Source organism: Bradyrhizobium sediminis, from assembly GCF_018736105.1.
Classification (GTDB): Bacteria; Pseudomonadota; Alphaproteobacteria; order Rhizobiales; family Xanthobacteraceae; genus Bradyrhizobium.
This window is the reverse complement of sequence record NZ_CP076135.1, coordinates 4,623,168-4,641,579: the sequence shown is the minus strand read 5'-3', so window position 1 is coordinate 4,641,579 and position 18,412 is coordinate 4,623,168. Positions and strand designations below refer to the sequence as shown.

General features: G+C 66.5%; 20 protein-coding genes. 11 read left to right on the top strand and 9 right to left on the bottom strand.

Annotated features, from left to right (window positions below; genetic code table 11):
- Nucleotides 1-36: 36 nt before the first annotated feature.
- From KMZ68_RS22125 to KMZ68_RS22105, 5 genes are all read right to left on the bottom strand, one after another.
- Nucleotides 37-879, bottom strand: coding sequence for a ChbG/HpnK family deacetylase (locus tag KMZ68_RS22125; protein WP_215613267.1), 843 nt, complete (start codon nt 877-879; stop codon nt 37-39).
- Nucleotides 876-1,922, bottom strand: coding sequence for a glycosyltransferase family 2 protein (locus tag KMZ68_RS22120; protein WP_215613266.1), 1,047 nt, complete (start codon nt 1,920-1,922; stop codon nt 876-878). The genes KMZ68_RS22125 and KMZ68_RS22120 overlap by 4 nt, the downstream gene beginning before the upstream one ends.
- A gap of 82 nt (nt 1,923-2,004) precedes the next feature.
- Nucleotides 2,005-2,982 carry an ATP phosphoribosyltransferase gene (gene hisG / locus KMZ68_RS22115; protein ID WP_215613265.1) on the bottom strand — a complete coding sequence of 326 codons (978 nt, stop codon included), beginning with the start codon at nt 2,980-2,982 and terminating at the stop codon, nt 2,005-2,007.
- Nucleotides 2,979-4,142 carry an ATP phosphoribosyltransferase regulatory subunit gene (locus KMZ68_RS22110; RefSeq protein WP_215613264.1) on the bottom strand — a complete coding sequence of 388 codons (1,164 nt, stop codon included), beginning with the start codon at nt 4,140-4,142 and terminating at the stop codon, nt 2,979-2,981. Before KMZ68_RS22110 ends, hisG begins: the two co-directional genes overlap by 4 nt.
- A 168-nt stretch (nt 4,143-4,310) precedes the next feature.
- Nucleotides 4,311-5,063 (bottom strand): 16S rRNA (uracil(1498)-N(3))-methyltransferase, encoded by a 753-nt coding sequence (locus tag KMZ68_RS22105; protein ID WP_215613263.1) that lies wholly within the window; start codon nt 5,061-5,063, stop codon nt 4,311-4,313.
- Nucleotides 5,064-5,269: 206 nt separating this feature from the next.
- Between KMZ68_RS22105 and KMZ68_RS22100 the strand changes: the two genes are divergently transcribed.
- Both KMZ68_RS22100 and ubiA read left to right on the top strand, forming a co-directional pair.
- Nucleotides 5,270-5,935 carry a hypothetical protein gene (locus tag KMZ68_RS22100; protein WP_215616433.1) on the top strand — a complete coding sequence of 222 codons (666 nt, stop codon included), beginning with the start codon at nt 5,270-5,272 and terminating at the stop codon, nt 5,933-5,935.
- 4 nt (nt 5,936-5,939) lie between these two features.
- Entirely contained in the window at nt 5,940-6,869 is a 930-nt protein-coding gene (gene ubiA / locus KMZ68_RS22095; RefSeq protein WP_215613262.1) for a 4-hydroxybenzoate octaprenyltransferase, read from the top strand.
- Between the two features lie 75 nt (nt 6,870-6,944).
- Here the strand turns inward: ubiA and KMZ68_RS22090 are convergent, their stop codons facing one another.
- On the bottom strand, nt 6,945-7,247 hold the full coding sequence (locus tag KMZ68_RS22090) for a hypothetical protein (protein ID WP_215613261.1): 303 nt from the start codon (nt 7,245-7,247) through the stop codon (nt 6,945-6,947).
- 146 nt (nt 7,248-7,393) lie between these two features.
- Nucleotides 7,394-7,918 carry a DUF6101 family protein gene (locus tag KMZ68_RS22085; protein WP_215613260.1) on the bottom strand — a complete coding sequence of 175 codons (525 nt, stop codon included), beginning with the start codon at nt 7,916-7,918 and terminating at the stop codon, nt 7,394-7,396.
- A 296-nt stretch (nt 7,919-8,214) separates the two neighbouring features.
- On the opposite strand from KMZ68_RS22085, the gene KMZ68_RS22080 reads away from it, so the two are divergent.
- The 6 genes from KMZ68_RS22080 to lpxK are packed head-to-tail and all read left to right on the top strand — an operon-like array spanning nt 8,215 to nt 13,772.
- Complete coding sequence (locus tag KMZ68_RS22080; protein WP_215613259.1) at nt 8,215-9,615, top strand: TldD/PmbA family protein; 1,401 nt, start codon at nt 8,215-8,217, stop codon at nt 9,613-9,615.
- A gap of 40 nt (nt 9,616-9,655) precedes the next feature.
- Nucleotides 9,656-10,435: a 3'(2'),5'-bisphosphate nucleotidase CysQ gene (locus tag KMZ68_RS22075; RefSeq protein ID WP_215616432.1), complete on the top strand. Its 780-nt coding sequence runs from the start codon at nt 9,656-9,658 to the stop codon at nt 10,433-10,435.
- A gap of 60 nt (nt 10,436-10,495) precedes the next feature.
- Nucleotides 10,496-10,744, top strand: a complete 249-nt coding sequence (locus KMZ68_RS22070) for a DUF4170 domain-containing protein (protein ID WP_215603456.1) — start codon at nt 10,496-10,498, stop codon at nt 10,742-10,744.
- Nucleotides 10,741-11,454: a lysophospholipid acyltransferase family protein gene (locus tag KMZ68_RS22065; protein ID WP_215613258.1), complete on the top strand. Its 714-nt coding sequence runs from the start codon at nt 10,741-10,743 to the stop codon at nt 11,452-11,454. The genes KMZ68_RS22070 and KMZ68_RS22065 overlap by 4 nt, the downstream gene beginning before the upstream one ends.
- Nucleotides 11,417-12,751 (top strand): 3-deoxy-D-manno-octulosonic acid transferase, encoded by a 1,335-nt coding sequence (locus KMZ68_RS22060; protein WP_215613257.1) that lies wholly within the window; start codon nt 11,417-11,419, stop codon nt 12,749-12,751. The genes KMZ68_RS22065 and KMZ68_RS22060 overlap by 38 nt, the downstream gene beginning before the upstream one ends.
- Nucleotides 12,744-13,772 (top strand): tetraacyldisaccharide 4'-kinase, encoded by a 1,029-nt coding sequence (gene lpxK / locus KMZ68_RS22055; protein ID WP_215613256.1) that lies wholly within the window; start codon nt 12,744-12,746, stop codon nt 13,770-13,772. The genes KMZ68_RS22060 and lpxK overlap by 8 nt, the downstream gene beginning before the upstream one ends.
- Here lpxK and KMZ68_RS22050 read toward each other — a convergent pair.
- Complete coding sequence (locus KMZ68_RS22050; RefSeq protein ID WP_215613255.1) at nt 13,769-13,996, bottom strand: DUF2093 domain-containing protein; 228 nt, start codon at nt 13,994-13,996, stop codon at nt 13,769-13,771. The genes lpxK and KMZ68_RS22050 overlap by 4 nt on opposite strands.
- Nucleotides 13,997-14,191: 195 nt before the next feature.
- Between KMZ68_RS22050 and KMZ68_RS22045 the strand changes: the two genes are divergently transcribed.
- Complete coding sequence (locus KMZ68_RS22045) at nt 14,192-15,028, top strand: dienelactone hydrolase family protein (protein WP_215613254.1); 837 nt, start codon at nt 14,192-14,194, stop codon at nt 15,026-15,028.
- 47 nt (nt 15,029-15,075) lie between these two features.
- On the opposite strand, the gene xseA is transcribed toward KMZ68_RS22045, so the two are convergent.
- A complete protein-coding gene (xseA, locus tag KMZ68_RS22040; RefSeq protein WP_215613253.1) occupies nt 15,076-16,686 on the bottom strand; it encodes an exodeoxyribonuclease VII large subunit in 1,611 nt (536 codons plus the stop codon).
- 137 nt (nt 16,687-16,823) lie between these two features.
- Here xseA and KMZ68_RS22035 point away from each other — a divergent pair, with 137 nt between their 5' ends.
- Both KMZ68_RS22035 and KMZ68_RS22030 read left to right on the top strand, forming a co-directional pair.
- Nucleotides 16,824-17,837, top strand: a complete 1,014-nt coding sequence (locus KMZ68_RS22035) for an alpha/beta hydrolase (RefSeq protein ID WP_215613252.1) — start codon at nt 16,824-16,826, stop codon at nt 17,835-17,837.
- A 23-nt stretch (nt 17,838-17,860) separates the two neighbouring features.
- Nucleotides 17,861-18,409: a hypothetical protein gene (locus KMZ68_RS22030; protein ID WP_215613251.1), complete on the top strand. Its 549-nt coding sequence runs from the start codon at nt 17,861-17,863 to the stop codon at nt 18,407-18,409.
- The last annotated feature ends 3 nt before the right edge of the window (nt 18,410-18,412 follow it).

Genomic DNA, 18,412 nt, shown 5'->3' with positions numbered 1-18,412 from the left:
TGCGACAAAACGCCTGGCGGAGATTCCGCAGGTAAATCAGCCCAGTGTAACTTTGTTCGCCGTCAGCAGCCGCGGGAAATGCTCGCCGCCGAGAAAGGCGTGCTCGCGTTCGCGCTGCACGGTCAAAGGGTCCAGGCTGACCAGGACGTCGTCGACAAAGCCGGGGTGACACATGATGAGGCCGTCCTCCGGCAGTTGATCGAGGAACTGGTGCATCAGCGCGCTGAAATCCGGCTGCCGGGTAAAGTCATAGGCGCCGGCGAAGCCGGGGTTGAAGGCGATAGCCGCGCGCGAGGCGCGGCGTCGAAACTGCGCGCTCAGGATGTCGAGCACCAGCGCCTTGGGCGCCCCGAGCCGCCGGGCCAAGGGCTGCCGGCGTCCGCCCTGGCGCACCCAGGCGCCGGGTGCGGCTTCCTTCACCGCGGTCAGAAAGGCGTCGCGCACCCCGGGAAACAGCTGCGCGTGCTGGTGGCCGTCGACGAAGTCCGGCGCCCGGCCGAACAGCTCGCCGAACGCGGCGAGCTGCAGCATCAGTTCATCATAGACGAGCTCAGGATCGAGCCGCCGTAACAGGCCGGCGCGCAGCAATTTCGGAAACGGCAGGAAAATGCCGCCATCGACCGGCCGGAAGTGCATGGTCAGCGGGCTGAACGGCGCCGTCAGCGTGACGTGCAGGCCGATGGCGCAACGCGGACTGTCGGCGGCGGCGGATTCCAGCGCGCGGACTTCGTCGCGGCCGATCGAGGGGCCCACCACCATCACCGAGGTGGCGTTGAGACGGCCGCGCTCGATCAGGTCGCGAATGGCGCGATTGACGCCGGGGCTGAGACCGTAATCGTCGGCGCACAGCCAGATGCGGCGCGGCGCGTCGTCGCTCATTCCGCGGCGGTCCGTTCGCCGACGCCGGCGGCTGCGTCCGGCTCGACGCGTTTCACGCTGTGCTCGGCCACGAAATAGATCGGACGCGCCTTCAGCTCGGACAGGATCTTGCCGATATACTCGCCGACGATGCCGATCATGATCAGCTGCACACCGCCGATGGTCATCAGGCCGACCACCAGCGAGGGATAGCCGGGGACCGATTTTCCGCTCACCAGGGTTTCCCAGAGGATGGAAAGACCGAACAGGAAGGCGACGGTCGCGAGCAGGACGCCGAGCAGGCTGGCGAAACGCAACGGCGCCACCGAGAAGGACGTCAGGCCCTCGATCGAAAGCCCGATCAGCCGGCCCGGGCTGAAGGTGGTGACGCCATGGGCGCGGGCGGCCGGTTCGTAGTCGACGCGGATCTGGCGAAAGCCGATCCAGCTCGCCAGCCCCTTGAAGAAGCGGTTGCGCTCGGGAAGCTGCCGCAGTGCGGCGGCGGCCCGCGGCGACAGCAGGCGGAAGTCGCCGGCGTCTTCCGGGATTTTCTGCCGCGCGCCGTAGTTGATCAGGGCGTAGAAGCCGTGCACGGCGATGCGCCGCAGCGCCGATTCGTTGTCGCGGTGAGCCTTGGCAGTATAGACCACGTCGAAACCGCCATCGATCCAGTGGCTGACGAGTTGCTCGACCAAAGCGGGCGGATGCTGGCCGTCGCCGTCCATGAACAGCACCGCGCCGCGCCGGGCGTGGTCGAGGCCCGCCATCAGGGCGGCTTCCTTGCCGAAGTTGCGCGACAGCGACACCACCTGGACGTCGAGCCCGTCGGCGGCGAGTTCGCGCGCAATGCTGAGGGTGGCGTCGGCGCTGCCGTCGTCGACATAGACCACCTCGCAACCAAGGCCGTAGCGCTTCCGCAGCGTCTTCGCCAGGGCGCCGAGCCGCTCGTGGAAAAGGGCCAGCCCGGCTGCCTCATTGTAGAGGGGGACGACGATCGACAGCCCCTGCGCCGCGGCGGTGGCCGCAGTGGTCGACAGGTCAGAAACGTCCGTACCCAGCATCATCGATCAGGTTCCAAATTGTCCATGGAACAACATATGGTACTCGTTGCCAGCTGTCGCTACGATGAACGAAACACTTTCCGCCCTAACTTCGCAGGAAGGCCTCGAGCCTGGCGAACAGCGGATTGTCGCGGTCGAGCACATAGTCCAGCGACGCCACCGACACCGTGTCGGCGCCGTGTTCGCGAAGGAAGCTGCCGAGCGCATAGAGCTGCGCGGGCGGGCAGTGCAGCGTGACCATCCCCGACGAGGTCGGCCCGCCGAACGGCGAGACCACGCCGAAGCGGTTATGGGCTTCCGCCAATAGCGCGGCGTCGCAGCCGGCAAAGCGGGTGCGGACTTCGCGATACTTGCTGGCGCGGGCCCGGGCGGCAATGTGATCCAGGATGACGCGCGCGGTCTCGCGGGCTTCAACCGACCAGTCGGCGTCCTTCGAGGCCACCAGGTTGGCCTGGCTGCGCAGGATCACGCCGTCGTCCAGCACCTTGAGGCCGTTGGCGGCAAGGGTGGCCCCGGTCGTGGTGATGTCGACGATCATTTCGGCCGTGCCGGTGGCCGGCGCCCCTTCGGTCGCGCCGGCGCTCTCGACGATCCGGTAGTCGACGACGCCGTGGGCGGCGAAGAAGGTCCGGGTCAAGTTGATGTATTTGGTCGCCACCCGCATCCGCCGGTTGTGCTGGGCGCGGAAGCCGGTGGTGACGTCGTCGAGATCGGCCATGGTCCGAACGTCGATCCAGGCCTGCGGCACCGCCACCACGACATTGGCGCTGCCGAAGCCGAGATTGTCGATCAGCATGACGCGCTTGTCGGCATCGGCGATGCTTTCGCGCACCAGGTCTTCTCCGGTGACGCCGAGATGGACCGTGCCGCGCGCCAGCTGCGAGGCGATCTCGCTCGCCGAGAGATAGGCAATCTCGACATTGTCGAGTTCAGCGATGGTGCCGCGATAGTCGCGGGCGCCGCGCGGCTTTGCCAGCGTCAGCCCGGCGCGCGTGAAGAAGGCCTCGGCGTTTTCCTGCAGGCGGCCCTTCGAGGGAACGGCGAGAACGAATGGCGCGGTCATGCTGCGCTCCCGGTGCCGGGCTTGCGGCCCGCCTGCGTCAGGCATTCGACCCATATCGAAAATCCGACCGCCGGGATCGGCGCGCTCGAGCCGAGCTGGGTCAATAGTCCGTCGTAACGCCCGCCCGCCACCAGCGGTTCGGCGCCGTTGCCCTTGGCATGCAGTTCGAACTCGAAGCCGGTGTAATAATCGAGGCCGCGTCCGAACGAGGTGGAAAAGCGGGTCTTGGCGGTATCGATGCCGCGCGCGGCCATGAAGCCGACCCGGCTTTCGAACTGGTCGATCGCGGCGGTGATGTCGAGCCCGGCGTCGGCGGCCAGCGCGCGCAATTGGGCGACCGCGTCATCGGGATCGCCCGCGATCGCGAGGAAGCGCTTGATGATGCCGAGCGCGTCGCGCGGCAGCGCGCCGCCCTTCAGGGTCGATTGTTCGAGGAAGCGGTCGGCGATTTCGGCGACGGTGCGGCCGCCGACATTGGTGGTGCCTGCGATCGACATCAGGTCGGTGACCAGCGCCAGCGCCGCCTTGCGGTCGGAGCCGGCCAGGGCTGCGAGCACGCCTTCATATTCGTTGCGGCCGGGTGCGGTCGCAAGCGTCAGCCGCTCAATGTCTTCGGTCAGGCTGACCTTGCGGTTGAAATCCTTGATCAGCCGCCGCCGCCATACCGGATAGAGATCGAGCGCATCGATCAGCGCATTGAACAGCGCCACGTCGCCGGTGCGGATTTCGACTTCGGTCAGGCCGAACGTGGAGGTCGCCTCGAGCGCCAGCGCCAGCATTTCCGCGTCCGCCGCGGCGCGGTCCTGCCGGCCGAAGGATTCGATGCCGGCCTGCAGGAATTCGCTGGGACGGCCGCCGCGATAGCGAAACACCGGCCCGAGATAGCAGAAGCCCGCAGGCTGGCCGGCGCCGGCGGAGGCGAGATAATCCCGCGCCACCGGAATGGTGAGGTCGGGGCGCAGGCACAGTTCCTCGCCGCTGGCGTCGGTAGTCAGATAAAGGCTCTTGCGGATGTCCTCGCCCGAGAGGTCGAGGAACGGTTCGGCGGGCTGCAGGATATCGGGCACGGCCTGGACGTAGCCGGCCTGCGCGAACGACAATAGCAGCGCGTCCGCCCACGCGGCGGATCCGGTCGCACGAAGGGCGGCGGTCACGGTCATCTCAAGTCCAAAATCCCGAAAAACGGGTTCCAAAGGGTTCGTTGGCGGAGCCATTAGCATGGCCGGGGCGGGGTTTCGACAGGGATCGGCCAAGTGCCTTAATCAAGTCCCCCCAACCCTTAACAGCAGGCCCGTTGATAATGGGCCGGAACAGGGCGCCCGGCGGTCCTATGGCGTCCCGGCCCAGTCGCCGAGCGCCGCCTGAACCAACGCCAGGGCCGCGACGCCGGCGGTGTCGGCGCGCAGGATTCGGGGCCCCAGGGAGAGCCGGAGGATCCGCGGCAGCCGCAACAGCAGCGCGCGCTCCTCCTCGGCAAATCCGCCTTCCGGACCGATCAGGACATCGATTCCGTGGGCTGCCGCAAGGCCGCCCTGCAGCGCCTGCAGCGGGCTCGTGGCATCCGCGGCCTCGTCGCAGAACACCAGCAGGCGCCGGGCTTCGCGCTGGTCCAGATAGCGGTCGAGCGGCATCGGTTCGCCGACACTGGCAATGCTGAGGATGCCGCATTGTTCGGCGGCCTCGATCACATTGGCGCGCATCCGCTCGCTGTTGACCCTCGAGACCTGGGTGAAGCGGGTTAGAACCGGCTGCAGCGACGAGGCCCCCATCTCGACGGCCTTCTGCACCATGTAATCGAGCCGGGCATGCTTCAGCGGCGCGAAGACGTAAGCGAGGTCCGGCAGGCGATCCTGCGGCCGGGTCTGGGCCATGATGGTCAGGCTGTCGGGCCGCTTGCGACCCGCGATCGCCGCCTGCCACTCGCCATCGCGTCCGTTGAACACCCGAATCGTTTCGCCGGTGGCCAGCCGCAGCACATTGCCGAGGTAATTGCTCTGGTTGCGCTCGAGCGCCACCATTTCGCCCGCTGCCAGCGCAGCATCGACGAACAGCCGGGGAGAGCGAAAATCGACTTGAGGCATGCCTTTGATCCAATCCGGGCTGCCTTTTAGCCTAAAGGACCGCGAAATTAAGGAATTATTGCCGCCCAGCGTGGCTCTACGCCGCGCTGTTGCCAAAATCGGCGGGTTGTTAAGGGTTGGCAGGAATCGTAGAAAGCCCTATTCGAAGTCGCTCTTCCATTGGGAAGAGGCTGGGGCCGTTGGACCTTGCCGGAGGAACAGCCTTGATCATCCGCCGCCTGATTGTGCCGCTCACCGTGGCCCTCGTTACCGGCCATGCCGCCCAGAGCTTTGCGCAAGGCGCATTCCCGGCGCCGCTGCCCGGTCAGGCCGCTCCGAGCAACGCTTCGCCGTTTCCGCCGGTCAATGGCGCGGCTCCCTCCGCTTCCGTCGGGGGAGCCCCCAGTCCGTTTCCGGCGACGGGCGCGGCGCCGGTCACCGGCACCGCATTCTCGCGTCCCCCGGCTCCGCCGACGCAGGCGGGCGGTCCCCCCGATGAATGCATGAAGGGATTCATCCCGTTGCGCACAGAGGCGGAGAAGCGCGGCAAGCTGATCAAGGCCGCCAGCGACCGCAAGGCGGGCCCGGATGAAGCCTGCAAGCTGATCGGCAATTTCGGTCAGGCCGAAATCAAGATGATCAAATATATCGAAACCCATGCCGCCAAATGCGGGATTCCGGCGCAGGTCGCGGAGCAGATGAAGACCGGCCACAAGAATACCGAGGCGATGCAGAAGAAAGTCTGCGGGGTGGCACAGCAGATGCAGCAACGGGGCCCGGCTGGCCCGAGCCTGAGTGAAGTGCTGGGCTCTGCATCGGCCCCGGAGGCCACGGCCACAAGAAAGGGCGGCAGCACGTTCGATACCCTGAACGGCAACGTCCTGACGCGATGATCCGATGAGTGGCGCCCGCGTTGCCGACGCGACCGGCAACTGGGTCGATACCCGCGCGCCGTCATGGTCGCGGCCCTACTTGCGGCTCTCCCGTCTCGACCGGCCGATCGGATCCTGGCTGCTGCTGATGCCGTGCTGGTGGTCGGCGGCGCTCGCCGCCGGCGTCGCCGGCGATATCGGCCGGTTGCCCATCAACATCGTCTTGTTCTTCGTCGGCGCGTTCGCGATGCGCGGCGCCGGCTGCACCTGGAACGACATCACCGACCGCGATCTCGACGCGCTGGTGGAACGGACGCGGTCGCGGCCGCTTCCGGCGGGACAGGTGAGCGTGCCGCAGGCGGCGGTCTTTCTGGTGGTTCAGGCGTTGATCGGGCTGGCGGTGCTGCTGCAGTTCAACCGTTTCGCGGTCATGACCGGCATCGCCTCGCTGATCATCGTCGCGGTCTATCCGTTCATGAAGCGGATCACCTGGTGGCCGCAGATCGTGCTCGGCCTCGCCTTCTCCTGGGGCGCGCTGATGGGATTTGCGGTGACGCTGGGACGGATCGATGCGACGGCGCTGGTGCTCTATGCCGGTTCGATCGCCTGGGTGATCGGCTACGACACCATCTATGCCCACCAGGATGCCGAGGACGACGCGCTGATCGGCGTCAAATCGACCGCGCGGCTGTTCGGCGCGCGCACCCATCAGGCACTGGTGGTGTTCTATGGTCTGGCGGTGGTCTTGATCGGCGCGGCGCTTATGCTGGCCGGTGCGCGCTGGCCGGCCTGGATCGGGCTTGCCGCTTTCGCAGGCCATCTGGTCTGGCAAATCCGGCGGCTGGAGATCGGCGATCCCGCGCTGTGCCTGCGGCTCTTCAAATCCAACCGCGATGCCGGGCTGTTGCTGTTTGCGGGATTGCTGGTGGATGCGGTAATGCGGGCGGTCAACTAGATCCAGGCTCCGGCCGTCGACGCCCGACACCGCCCTGGCGGAGCAAGTTACCGGCTCATGAAGCCTCGCGGGCGATCAGTTGGTGCAAAACTCTTCTGCCTGCCCATTGCGGATTCGTTCAAGATTTTGAATCAGCATTCCGGAGGGAACGCGATGTTGTTCCGTTTCCTGCCGTATGAAGCCTTCGAGATTTCGAGCCAGTGTTTCACATGGCTGCCTGGCAGCGCGAAGAATGGCCAGGTGGGCTTCGGAATAGCGTTGTACTTCGCTCTTATACGGGGAAGCCAGACTCTTGGGATCTTCAGATAGATTGACGACCGCCTGGAGCGCCAACTCCGGTGCAAGGTTAGGCGCACCCACGACGATGAGGTTGGCCATCTCTCCTCGCCGTCTCGGACGGGAAGCGTGACCAGGATCGGGTGGAAGATGATCAACCAGACATAGGGTGGCATGACAACCTGTGGGACTGGGAGAGATCGCCGATCCGGCCAATCAGATCATGAAGGGCCACGATCGTACGTCAACTAATCCCTGGCGATGATCTCGCGCTCGCCCTGATGGATGTTGGCCGGATTGAGCAGGTCGCCGGCGCGTCGCCGCACCAGGAATTTCGGACGCCGCGTCCGGATCGCATTGTGACGCCGGCGCCGCGCCGCGGGCTGGCGCGGCTTGTCTTCCGGCAATTGCGGCAGCGCGAAGATGTCGCTCCACATCCGCCAGGCCGCTGCGATCTCGTCGCGATCGGAGCTGACACACAGGGGAATCGTCAATGACGGATCGCGATGCGCGAGAACCAGCATCTGGGCGTCGTCGATGCCGCGCAGGCCGACGCCGAGAAAATCGCTGACGCGGACGTTGACCGCCATCTGCATGCCGTGGACGGCACGGCGCAGCACGACGCGTTCGCGGTGAAGTTCGATCTGCCGTACGCCGCCGTCTGCGCGGATGTCATGCGCATCGAAGCGGACGGGCAGGGAAAGAGGGTCGAGCCGCAAGGCGCGGCTCGACCCGGCGGGATTGAACCCGCTTGTTGCTGTTTGACGCCTCACGGCTTTGTCTCCCCGCCGGGATTATGTTCCCGGTCGATACGCGAGACCGTAGCCGAGCCGCGTCCGAAATCGCTTAAAAAGGCTGGTTAATCCGGCGTCACCGGCCATGCATCCGCCGGCATGATTGACAAGACCTTGGCTCACATGATTGACGAGACCTTGCGGGCATGGCGAAATTCTTTCGCTTTCGGGCCCAACAAATGCTTGAAATCCCTGTGAATCAGGCACATCTGAAGTGTCGGCCGATTTGCCTCCGGGCCTGCTTCGATCCTCCTTGAATCCTCGGGATTTTGTTCGTGATCTCTTCACCATCAGCCGCATCCGCGCTTTCATCCGATGCCGCGACATCGGATCTGTTCGACCAATCGGCGCTGAGCACGCTGGCGCAGCGCCTGGTCGAGGCGGCGCGGCGCGCCGGGGCGGACGCCGCCGATGCGGTGGCGGTGCGCGGCATCTCGCAAGGCGTCGAGGTGCGCGACGGACGCGTCCAGGAATCCGAACGCTCGGAAGGCGACGACGTCGGGCTGCGCGTACTGGTCGGACAGCGCCAGGCGGTGGTCTCGACCAACGATGTCAGCGGCGATGGCGTCGCGAAGCTTGCCGAGCGTGCGGTGGCGATGGCGCGGGTCGCGCCCGACGACAAATATGTCGGTCTCGCCGATCCGTCCTTGCTGGCGCGTGATTTTCCCGATCTCGATCTGCTCGATCCCAAGGTCCCCTCGACATCGGAACTCGAACGCCGCGCCTGCGCGGCGGAAGCGGCCGCGCTCGCCGTCAAGGGCGTAACCAAGTCGGGCGGGGCGTCGGCCTCGGCCGGCATTGGCGGCATGGTGCTGGTGACCTCCACCGGCTTCCACGGCTCCTATTTGCGTTCGAGCCAGGGCATCTCGATGACCGCGATAACGGGCGACGGCACCGGCATGGAGCGCGACTACGACTACACCACGGCGCCGCACGCTTCCGATCTTGCCTCGCCCGAAAGCGTCGGCCGCAAGGCCGGCGAGCGCACGGTCGCGCGCGCCAATCCGCGCAAGGTCGAAACCTGCAAGGTGCCTGTGGTGTTCGACCCCAGGGTTTCCGGCTCGCTGGTCGGTCACCTCGTGGGAGCCGTCAACGGCGCCTCGATCGCGCGCAAGACCAGCTTTCTCAAGGATCGCCTCGGCCAGCAATTGTTTGCGAAGAACATCCGCATCATCGACGATCCCCTGCGGGTGCGCGGATTGCGCTCGCAGTCGTTCGACGCCGAGGGCGTCAAGGTCAGGAAGCTCGCCATCATCGATGAAGGCGTGCTGACCTCGTGGCTCTTGGATTCCGCGACCGGGCGCGAACTGGGGCTGGCCACGACCGGCCACGCCCACCGCGGCGTTTCGTCGTCGCCGTCGCCGGGACCGTACAATCTGCATCTCGAGGCAGGAGAGCCGACTCCGGCCGAACTGATCGCCGACATCAAGCAGGGATTCTACGTCACCGACCTGATCGGCTCGGGTGTCAATGGCGTCACCGGCGACTACAGCCGCGGCGCATCCGGCTTCTGGATCGAAAACGGCGAAATCACCTATGCCGTGAGCGAGGTGACGATCGCGGGACATCTGTTCGAGATCTTCAAGTCGATGGCGCCCGCCAACGATCTGGAATTCCGCTACGGCGTCAATGCTCCGACGGTTCGCATCGAGGGACTGACGGTTGGCGGACGTTAAAGCCGACAGCGTGCACAGCGGAATCCTGGCGCGCGATGTGATGGCGCGCGACGCCGCATTGCTGACCGATACCGTGCGGGAGGCCGGCGCGCTGGCGCTGTCGCTGTTCCGTACCGAATTGAAGAACTGGACCAAGGGCGCGTCGTCGCCGGTCTCCGAGGCCGATATCGCGGTCAACGACCTCCTGGAGAAAAGGCTGCGATCGGCCACGCCGGACTATGGCTGGCTGTCGGAAGAAAGCGTCGACGACGAAGCGCGGCTTCAGAAGCGGCTGACCTGGATCGTCGATCCGATCGACGGCACCCGCGGCTATCTTGCCGGCCGCGAAGACTGGTGCGTCAGCGTAGCGCTGGTCGAGGATGCGACGCCGGTGCTGGCGGCGGTGTTTGCGCCGGCCAGCGATGAATTCTTCTTCGCCATGCGCGGCCGGGGCGCGGTGCGCAACGATGTGACGGTCCGCGCGGCGCCCGGCGGCGAACTGGATTTCACGCGTGTGGCGGGTCCGAAACCGCTGGTCGAACGGCTCAGCCGGTCACCTCAGGAAATCGTGCTGCATCCCCGGATCGGATCGCTGGCGCTGCGGCTGTGCCGGGTCGCGCAGGGCAGCCTGGAGGCGGCTTTCGCCGGCGGTCAAAGCCGCGACTGGGACCTTGCCGCGGCCAATTTGATCGTGCAGGAAGCGAATGGTAACATGACCGCTCTCTCGGGGGACACGATCCTCTACAATCGCCGGGAGGTGACGCACGGGGTGCTGGTGGCAGCGGGTCGCGATCGTCATGCGCGCATCGTCGAGCATTTCCGCAACCGCCCGTTGCCCTGAGACGTCCTCGCTACGCGTCGCGACTGCCACTTGCCGGGCACCGCAATAGGAAGAAGAAGCATGCCAGATAGTGCCCAGCAGCAGTTGCTGCATCTCGTGATCGGGGGCGAGTTGACCGACCTCGAACACACCACGTTCAAGGATCTCAATCAGGTCGAGATCGTCGGCGTATTTCCCAATTACGCGACCGCCTACGCCGCCTGGAAGGCGAAGGCGCAGCAGACCGTGGACAACGCCCACATGCGCTACTTCGTCGTCCATCTCCACCGGCTGCTCGATCCAGGTCAAGACGCGAAGCCCGCCCGTTGAAAAAGCCAATTCGCAATGTGCTGCGCAGCAGATGGGTTCAGCGCACCGTGGGATTTCTCGCGGCCGAATACCTGCGGCTGGTCTGGCTGACCAACAAATTCACTTTCGATCCGCCCAATGTCTACGAAATGGCGGAGCCGCATCAGCCGCTGATCTTCGCGTTCTGGCACGGCCAGCATTTCCTGACCCCGTTCATCAAGACCAAGGAGAGCCACCGCGCCAAGGTCCTGATCTCGCGGCATCGCGACGGCGAATTCAACGCCATCGCGGCCGAACGGCTCGGCATCGAGACCATCCGCGGCTCCGGCGACCATGGCGGCGCGTTTCACCGCAAGGGCGGCGTCGGCGCATTCAGGGAAATGGTGCAGGCGCTCGAGCAAGGCTATAATGTCGCATCGACCGCCGACGTGCCGAAACGCTCGCGGGTCGCAGGCCTCGGTATCATCATGCTGGCGCGGGAATCGGGACGGCCGATCGTGCCGTTCGCCATGGTGACCAGCCGCTTCATCCGGTTGAACAATTGGGACCGCACCACCATCAATTTGCCATTCGGGCGCGGTGCAGTGACCGGCGTCGATGCGGTTATCGTGCCGCCGGACGCCGACGCCGAGACCATGGAAAAGTGCCGCCTCCAGCTCGAGTCCTATCTGAACGAAGCGGCCCGCCGCGCCTATGCCCTGGTCGGGCGTCCGGAGGCAGGCATTGACTAGCTCCCTGCCGATCACGTTGCGCGTCTACCGGAAGCTGTCGTCCGCCGTGGTGCCGTTGGCGCCGGCGTTGATCAAGCGGCGGCTGAAGCAGGGCAAGGAGGATCCGGCGCGGATCGGCGAGCGCCGCGGCATGAGCAAGGATGTCCGGCCGCACGGGCCGCTGGTCTGGATCCACGGCGCCAGTGTCGGCGAGGTGCTGGCCGCCGCAGCTTTGATCGAAAGATTGCGCGCGCTGAATATCCGCATCCTGCTCACCTCGGGCACGGTGACCTCCGCGGCGATCGTCGCCAAGCGGTTTCCCGCCGACATCATCCATCAATACGTGCCTTACGATTCGCCGCGCTATGTCGCGCGCTTTCTCGATCACTGGCGGCCTTCGCTGGCGCTGTTCATCGAGTCCGATCTGTGGCCAAACCTTATTCTGGCGAGCGCGGCGCGACGGCTGCCGATGGTGCTGATCAACGGCCGGATGTCGCAGCGCTCGTTTCCGCGCTGGCGCCGGATGGCCGCCACGATCGCGGCGCTGCTCGGCAGGTTCGACGTCTGCCTCGCCCAGTCGCAGACCGATGCGGAGCGTTTTGCGGCGCTCGGCAGCCGCAACGTCGTCACCACCGGAAACCTGAAGCTGGACGTGCCGGCGCCGCCCGCCGATCCCGCCAGGCTGGAGCGGCTGATGGCGGTAACGCGCGGCCGCCCGATCGTCGTCGCGGCGTCGACCCATCCCGGCGAGGAGGAAATCCTGCTGGAGGCGCATCGGACGCTGGCGGGATTCTTTCCGTCGCTGCTGACCGTGATCGTGCCGCGGCATCCCGATCGCGGCGAGGCGATCGCGCGCGCGATCGCGGCCGCCGGCCTGCACGGGACCTTGCGCTCGCGCGAGGAATTGCCGGTCGCGGCCACCGACATCTATGTCGCGGACACCATGGGCGAACTCGGATTGTTCTATCGCCTCGCGCCGATCGTGTTCATGGGTGGCTCGCTGGTTCCGCACGGCGGGCAGAATCCGATCGAGGCGGTCAAGCTCGGCGCGTCGATCGTCCATGGCCCTCACGTGTTCAATTTCACCGATGTCTACGAGGCGCTCGATGGTGCCTCCGGCGCCCGGCAGGCCGACACGCAGGAAGCGCTGGTGAAGCAGCTCGGCCAGTTGCTGGCGGATCCGGCGGCGCGCGACGCGCTGGTCGCTGCCTCGACCCGCGTGGTCGAACAGCTCGGCGGCGCGCTCGAGCGCACGCTCACGGCGCTCGAACCCTATCTCCTGCAGCTGCGGCTCGAAATGGGAGCGGCCAATGCGTGAGCCGGCCTTCTGGCACCGGCCCCCGTCATGGACTTCGCGATTTCTGATGCCGCTTGGCGCGCTCTACGGCGCGGTAACGGCCCGGCGCATGCAACGCCAGGGTTTCGATGCCGGCATTCCCGTGCTTTGCGTCGGCAATTATCATCTCGGCGGCGCCGGCAAGACCCCGACCGTGCTCGCCCTCGCCGAACTGCTGCGCGATCTCGGCGAGACGCCGGTCGTGCTCAGCCGCGGCTATGGCGGAAAATTGCGCGGCCCGATCATGGTCGATGCACAGCGGCACGCCGCCGCCGACGTCGGCGATGAACCGCTGATGCTGGCGCGGACGGTTCCGGTAGCGGTCGCGCGCGACCGCATCGGCGGCGTCGCACTGGCGCGCTCGCAGGGCGCCAGCGTGATCCTGATGGACGACGGCTTCCAGAATCCCGCCATCGTCAAGGATGCGTCCCTGATCGTGATCGACGGCAGCCGCGGCCTCGGCAATGCCTGCGTGTTTCCCGCAGGGCCGTTGCGCGCGCCGCTGGATCGGCAACTCGACCGCACCGATGCCTTGATCGTGATCGGCAATGGCGCCGCGGCCAAGGCGGTTGCCGCCGCGGTCGCCGCCCGGGGCCGGCCGGTGCTGTCGGCGCATCTGAAGGCCAGCGATGCCGCGGTGGCAGCGCTCGTCGGCAAGCGCGTGCTGGCCTTTGCCGGGATCGGCGATCCCGCGCGTTTCTTCCGGACGCTGCGCGCAAACCGAATCGAGGTCGTCGCGGAACGGGCCTTCGCCGATCACCATCCGTTTTCGATAGGTGAGATTGAAACCCTGATCGCCGAAGCCAGGCGCGACGGGCTGACGCTGGTGACCACGGAAAAGGATCTGGCGCGGCTGCGCAGCGGCGAGGGGTTGCCGTCTTGGGCCGAAGATATCGTGCCGTTCGCGGTGACGCTCGAATTCGATGACGCCGCCGGATTGCGGAAGTTCGTGGCGGAACGCCTGTTTCAGGCGCGCGAGAAGAAGTTTCGCAGAGGCAATTAGCCTTGCGTCTTCACCGCGGCGGGAAAATGCCGCTGCAGCACCGCGGTGGGGATGGCGTAGGCCTCCTGCAGATCGACGCTCCAGTATTTCAGCTCGTCGAGCGGTATCCGCGCATCGGTCACTGCGCAGCGCACATAGGTTCCCGGCGAGATCACGCGGAAATCGCCGTCCAGATATTGCAGCTGCGCTTCGCCGCTTCCCGAGGGAGCGAATTTATTCAGCAAGGTTGAGCTCTCCGACCAGTTCCCGGCGATTGGAGCCGAGGTATATGCTTTTCGCGAACCGATCTATCATAAATAGGTAGTGGTGTCCGCCGGTTAAACCCACCGATTTGTGATGATTTTTGGCTTTTGCCGCATGATAGCCTTGCGGCCCATGGACCGCCGCTCTCCCGGCACCCGAGCTATCCGGCAAACCCGATGCGCCTTCTGTCAGCAGCCATATTCCTGACGCTCTTTGCCGTGGCGTTTGCCGCCGATGCCTCGCCGTTGCCGTCGCCGCGTCAGGTCGAGGTTCCCTCCGACAACGGGACGTTGCACGCACAGCTTTACAAGCCCGACGGCGACGGCCCGTTCCCCGTGGTGATCGCGTTGCACGGCTGTGGCGGCCTCGGCGGCCGTTCCGAACCGGTGCAGCGCCGCTACCGCGACTGGGCCGAACAATTGCTGAAGGGCGGCAGGGCGGTGTTGCTGCCGGACAGCTACGGCTCGCGCGAATTGGGGCCGCAATGCCGGGTCAAGGAGCGCCGAATTCTCGCCCGCCGCGAACGGGTCGCCGACATCATGGCGTCCCGGCAGTGGCTGGCGCAGCAGCCATGGGCCAGGCAAGATCGCATCAGCCTGTTGGGATGGGCGGACGGCGCCAGCGCATTGCTGTGGGCGGTGCGTCCGCAATCCGCCTCGCGCAAGGCCGGGCCCGACTTCCGCTCGGCGATTGCGTTCTATCCGGACTGCCGCATCTCGTCGCGCCTCGGATGGAGCGCACGGATTCCGACGCTGCTGTTGATCGGCGCCAGGGACGACGTCAGTTCGCCGCCCGCCTGCCGACAGATGATCGACGGCGCGCGCGGACGCAGCGCGCTGGCGCGGATCGTGGTGTATCCCGGCGCCTGGCACGATTTCGACCGCGCGAATTTTCCGCCGCATGCGATCGGCGGCGCGGCCGATCCGGCCTTGCCGGAGCACGGTCATGTCGGCACCGACGCCGAAGCCCGCGCCGACTCGATCAAGCGCGTCGCGGAATGGCTGGCGCGGTGAGAGTGGTATGCTTTCTTACCCTCCAGGGGAGGGTAAGGCGGCGGTCTCTAAAACAGACTGCCCTGGCCGGCCGGCTTGACCACGCGCTTCGGCGCTGACGTCTTCGGCTCGCTGGCGGCCGGCTTTGCCGGACGGGTCGCCGCCGGCCGGTCGGCATCGGCCGTGGCGCCGACCTTGCCGTCGGAAAATTCCAGATCGAGCCGCGCCCCCGGGCCGATCTGGGCCGCGGCGTGCACGGGGTGGCCTTGCTCGTCGCGCACCAGTGCGAAGCCGCGCGCCAGCACGCTGCGATAGGACAGCGCGGCCAGCAATTGGCCGCTATGGGCGATGCGCGCCTGATGGCGCTGCAGCGCGGTGACGAGGGCGCGGCGGGCGCGCTCGGCCAGCCGCAGCGCGCGTTCGCGGTCGCGCGCAATGCTCTGGCGCTGCGCCTGGACGTTGGAGAGTTTCGAGGCCTTCAGCCGGACTTCCAGGCCCGCGAAGCGGTCGCGGCGGCGGCGCACCAGCGACCGCGCGCCGTTGGTCAGCCGTTCGCTATCGATGGTGAGCCGCTGCGCGGCGTGGCTGACCTGCGCGTGCAGAACGCGCAACGTCAGTTTTGCGCTGGTGGCCGCGAAGCGGCGGAAATGCGCATGGGTGTTGGCTTTCAGGCCGCGGGGCAGGGCGGCGCCGGCGCCATCGAGCCGCTGCCGCGGGATCGCCAGCAATTCGCCGGCCGCGGGCAGCGCCCGAGCGGCCGCGCGCAACTCGTTGCGGCGGCCTTCCTGGGCGCGCTGCCAGCACAGCATGGTGCGCCGCGCCAGCGCGGTGACCTCGACGAACAGTTCGGCGCGCACCGGCACCGCCATTTCGGCCGCCGCGGTCGGCGTCGGCGCGCGCTTGTCGGCCGCAAAGTCGATCAGCGTGATGTCGGTCTCGTGCCCGACCGCCGAGATCAGCGGGATCATGCTGTCGGCGGCGGCGCGGACCACGATCTCCTCGTTGAACGACCACAGGTCCTCCAGCGAGCCGCCGCCGCGTGCGACGATCAACAGATCCGGCCGCGGAATCCGGCCGCCCTCGGGCAAGGCATTGAAGCCGCGGATCGCGGCTGCGACCTGTTCGGCCGAGCCTTCGCCCTGCACCTTGACCGGCCATACCAGCACGCGGCGCGGAAAGCGGTCTTCCAGCCGGTGCAGGATGTCGCGGATCACGGCTCCGGTCGGCGAGGTGACCACACCGATCACTTCCGGCAGCCATGGCAAGAGTTGCTTGCGCGCCGCGTCGAACAGGCCTTCGGCGGCAAGCTTCCTCTTGCGCTCTTCCATCAGCGCCATCAGCGCGCCGACCCCGGCAGGCTCGATCGCTTCGATGACGATCTGGTACTTCGACGAGCCGGGATAGGTGGTGAGCTTGCCGGTGGCGATGACCTCGAGGCCCTCCTGCGGCTTGAACCGCATCCTCGCATGCACGCCCTTCCAGATCACCGCCTCGATCTTGGCGCTCTCGTCCTTCAGCGCGAAATAGCAGTGGCCGGAGGAATGCGGCCCGCGGAAACCGGAGATTTCGCCGCGCACCCTGACATGCCCATAGGCGTCCTCCACCGTCCGCTTCAGCGCGGACGACAGCTCGGAGACGGTGAATTCCGGCGCGTTGAGAAGGGGCTCGGCTGCAGCCATTCGGACCATCGATTCGGGCGTTTCAGACAGGCCCGCAAGTTAGGGATTTTCCGCCCGCACCGCCAATCGGACCTTGCCAGGGCATCTGCTCTGTATTACAGAGCACTCTATATTATTGAAATCCGGTGAGGAACGTCATGTCGAAATCGCTGCTACGCGGCTCCTTGAGCACCCTCAAATGGGCGCTGTGCGCGGTGGGCGCGGCCGCGCTGCTGATCGCAGCGTTGGTCGCCGCGCCGCTGACGCGCCCGCCTGAACTCGCCTCCATCTCGGCTGCGCGCGGCACGGTCGATTTCAGCGCCCTGCCCGCCGTCGAGCGGTTTCAGGCGCGGGACGGCACCTGGCTCGGCTTCCGCTACTACCCGGCGAATGGTCCCGGCGTGGGCCGTGCGGCCATCGTGATTCACGGCTCGTCCGGGTCCAGCGGCGGCACCATCCACGCACTGTCCGGGGCCCTGGCCGCGCGCGGCGTGGAAACCTGGGCGGTGGACATTCGCGGCCACGGCACCTCGGGCACCCGCGGCGACATTGGCTATGTCGGCCAGCTCGAGGACGATCTGGCCGATCTCGTCGCCATGGTTCGCAAGACCAGCCCGACCGTGCCGCTGACCCTGGTCGGCCACTCCTCCGGCGGCGGCTTCGCGCTTCGCGTCGCCGGCTCGCCGATCCAGGTTCTGTTCGAGCGCACCGTGCTGCTGGCGCCCTATCTCGGCTACAACGCGCCGACCAACCTGCCGAACTCCGGCGGCTGGGCCCGTGCCGACATTCCACGCATCGTGGGGCTGGCGGCGTTGCGCGCCATCGGCATCCGTTGCTGCGAGGCGCTGCCGGTGCTGGCTTTCGCGGTCCCGCCGAATTCCGAGAAGAATTTGGTCGGAACCTACAGCGACCGGCTGATGCGCAACTTCGCGGTCCGCGACGGCGATTTTCGCCGCGACCTCGCTGCGGCAAGGAAGCCGGTGACGATCATTTCCGGCGCCGATGACGAACTGATGCTCGCGGACAAATATGCCCAAGCTGTGCACGCGGTCGCGCCCGCGGTTGACGTCAAGCTGATCGATGGCGTCAATCACATGGGCATCGTCAGCACCCCAAAGGCGGTATCGGTCATTGCCGACGACGTCGCCACGCGTGCAACAGCCGGGTCGTAACCGCGACCGGGGAAGAGGGCGAGATGATCGACAGCCAGCAAGCTTCAAAGGCGCTCGCCGAAATCAACGAGATCGCGCGCCGCGTCCGCCAGTCGCGGATCTACAACCTCGCGAGCCTGTTGATGATCATGTGGGGCGGGCTGGTCTTTGCTGCCAACGCCGCCTCGTTCGCCTGGCCGCGCCATGCCGGCTTTATCTGGATCGCCGCCAACGCAATGGGGGTCGCGGGTTCCTTCGCGGTCAGCGCCTTCACCTACTCCCGGACCGGAGTCCGCACCTTCGATCTGCGGATGCTGGCGGCGTTCCTGCTGTTCTTCGCCTTCGGTTTCGCGACCTGCGCGCTCGGCCATTTCGGGCCGCGGGAACTCGGGACCTTCTGGCCGATCTATTTCATGCTGTTCTACACCATCGCCGGGCTGTGGGTCGGCCTGGCCTTTGTCGTGATCGGTCTTTCCATCAGCGCGCTGACGCTGATCGGCTATTTCTTCGTCGGACCGTGGTTCGAGCCATGGATGGCGGTGGTCAATGGCGGCGGGCTGATGCTGGGCGGGCTCTGGATGCGCCGGAACTGAAAG

Bases quoted from the DNA above. Each gene is read 5' to 3' on its own strand.
- KMZ68_RS22090 (WP_215613261.1), bottom strand. From the start codon at position 7,247: ATGGCCAACCTCATCGTCGTGGGTGCGCCTAACCTTGCACCGGAGTTG.
- KMZ68_RS22110 (WP_215613264.1), bottom strand. From the start codon at position 4,142: ATGACCGTGACCGCCGCCCTTCGTGCGACCGGATCCGCCGCGTGGGCG.
- ubiA (WP_215613262.1), top strand. From the start codon at position 5,940: ATGAGTGGCGCCCGCGTTGCCGACGCGACCGGCAACTGGGTCGATACC.
- KMZ68_RS22070 (WP_215603456.1), top strand. From the start codon at position 10,496: ATGCCAGATAGTGCCCAGCAGCAGTTGCTGCATCTCGTGATCGGGGGC.
- xseA (WP_215613253.1), bottom strand. From the start codon at position 16,686: ATGGCTGCAGCCGAGCCCCTTCTCAACGCGCCGGAATTCACCGTCTCC.
- KMZ68_RS22125 (WP_215613267.1), bottom strand. From the start codon at position 879: ATGAGCGACGACGCGCCGCGCCGCATCTGGCTGTGCGCCGACGATTAC.
- KMZ68_RS22060 (WP_215613257.1), top strand. From the start codon at position 11,417: ATGCCCTGGTCGGGCGTCCGGAGGCAGGCATTGACTAGCTCCCTGCCG.
- KMZ68_RS22120 (WP_215613266.1), bottom strand. From the start codon at position 1,922: ATGATGCTGGGTACGGACGTTTCTGACCTGTCGACCACTGCGGCCACC.
- KMZ68_RS22030 (WP_215613251.1), top strand. From the start codon at position 17,861: ATGATCGACAGCCAGCAAGCTTCAAAGGCGCTCGCCGAAATCAACGAG.
- KMZ68_RS22035 (WP_215613252.1), top strand. From the start codon at position 16,824: ATGTCGAAATCGCTGCTACGCGGCTCCTTGAGCACCCTCAAATGGGCG.
- KMZ68_RS22045 (WP_215613254.1), top strand. From the start codon at position 14,192: ATGCGCCTTCTGTCAGCAGCCATATTCCTGACGCTCTTTGCCGTGGCG.
- KMZ68_RS22075 (WP_215616432.1), top strand. From the start codon at position 9,656: ATGGCGCGCGACGCCGCATTGCTGACCGATACCGTGCGGGAGGCCGGC.
- KMZ68_RS22105 (WP_215613263.1), bottom strand. From the start codon at position 5,063: ATGCCTCAAGTCGATTTTCGCTCTCCCCGGCTGTTCGTCGATGCTGCG.
- lpxK (WP_215613256.1), top strand. From the start codon at position 12,744: ATGCGTGAGCCGGCCTTCTGGCACCGGCCCCCGTCATGGACTTCGCGA.
- hisG (WP_215613265.1), bottom strand. From the start codon at position 2,982: ATGACCGCGCCATTCGTTCTCGCCGTTCCCTCGAAGGGCCGCCTGCAG.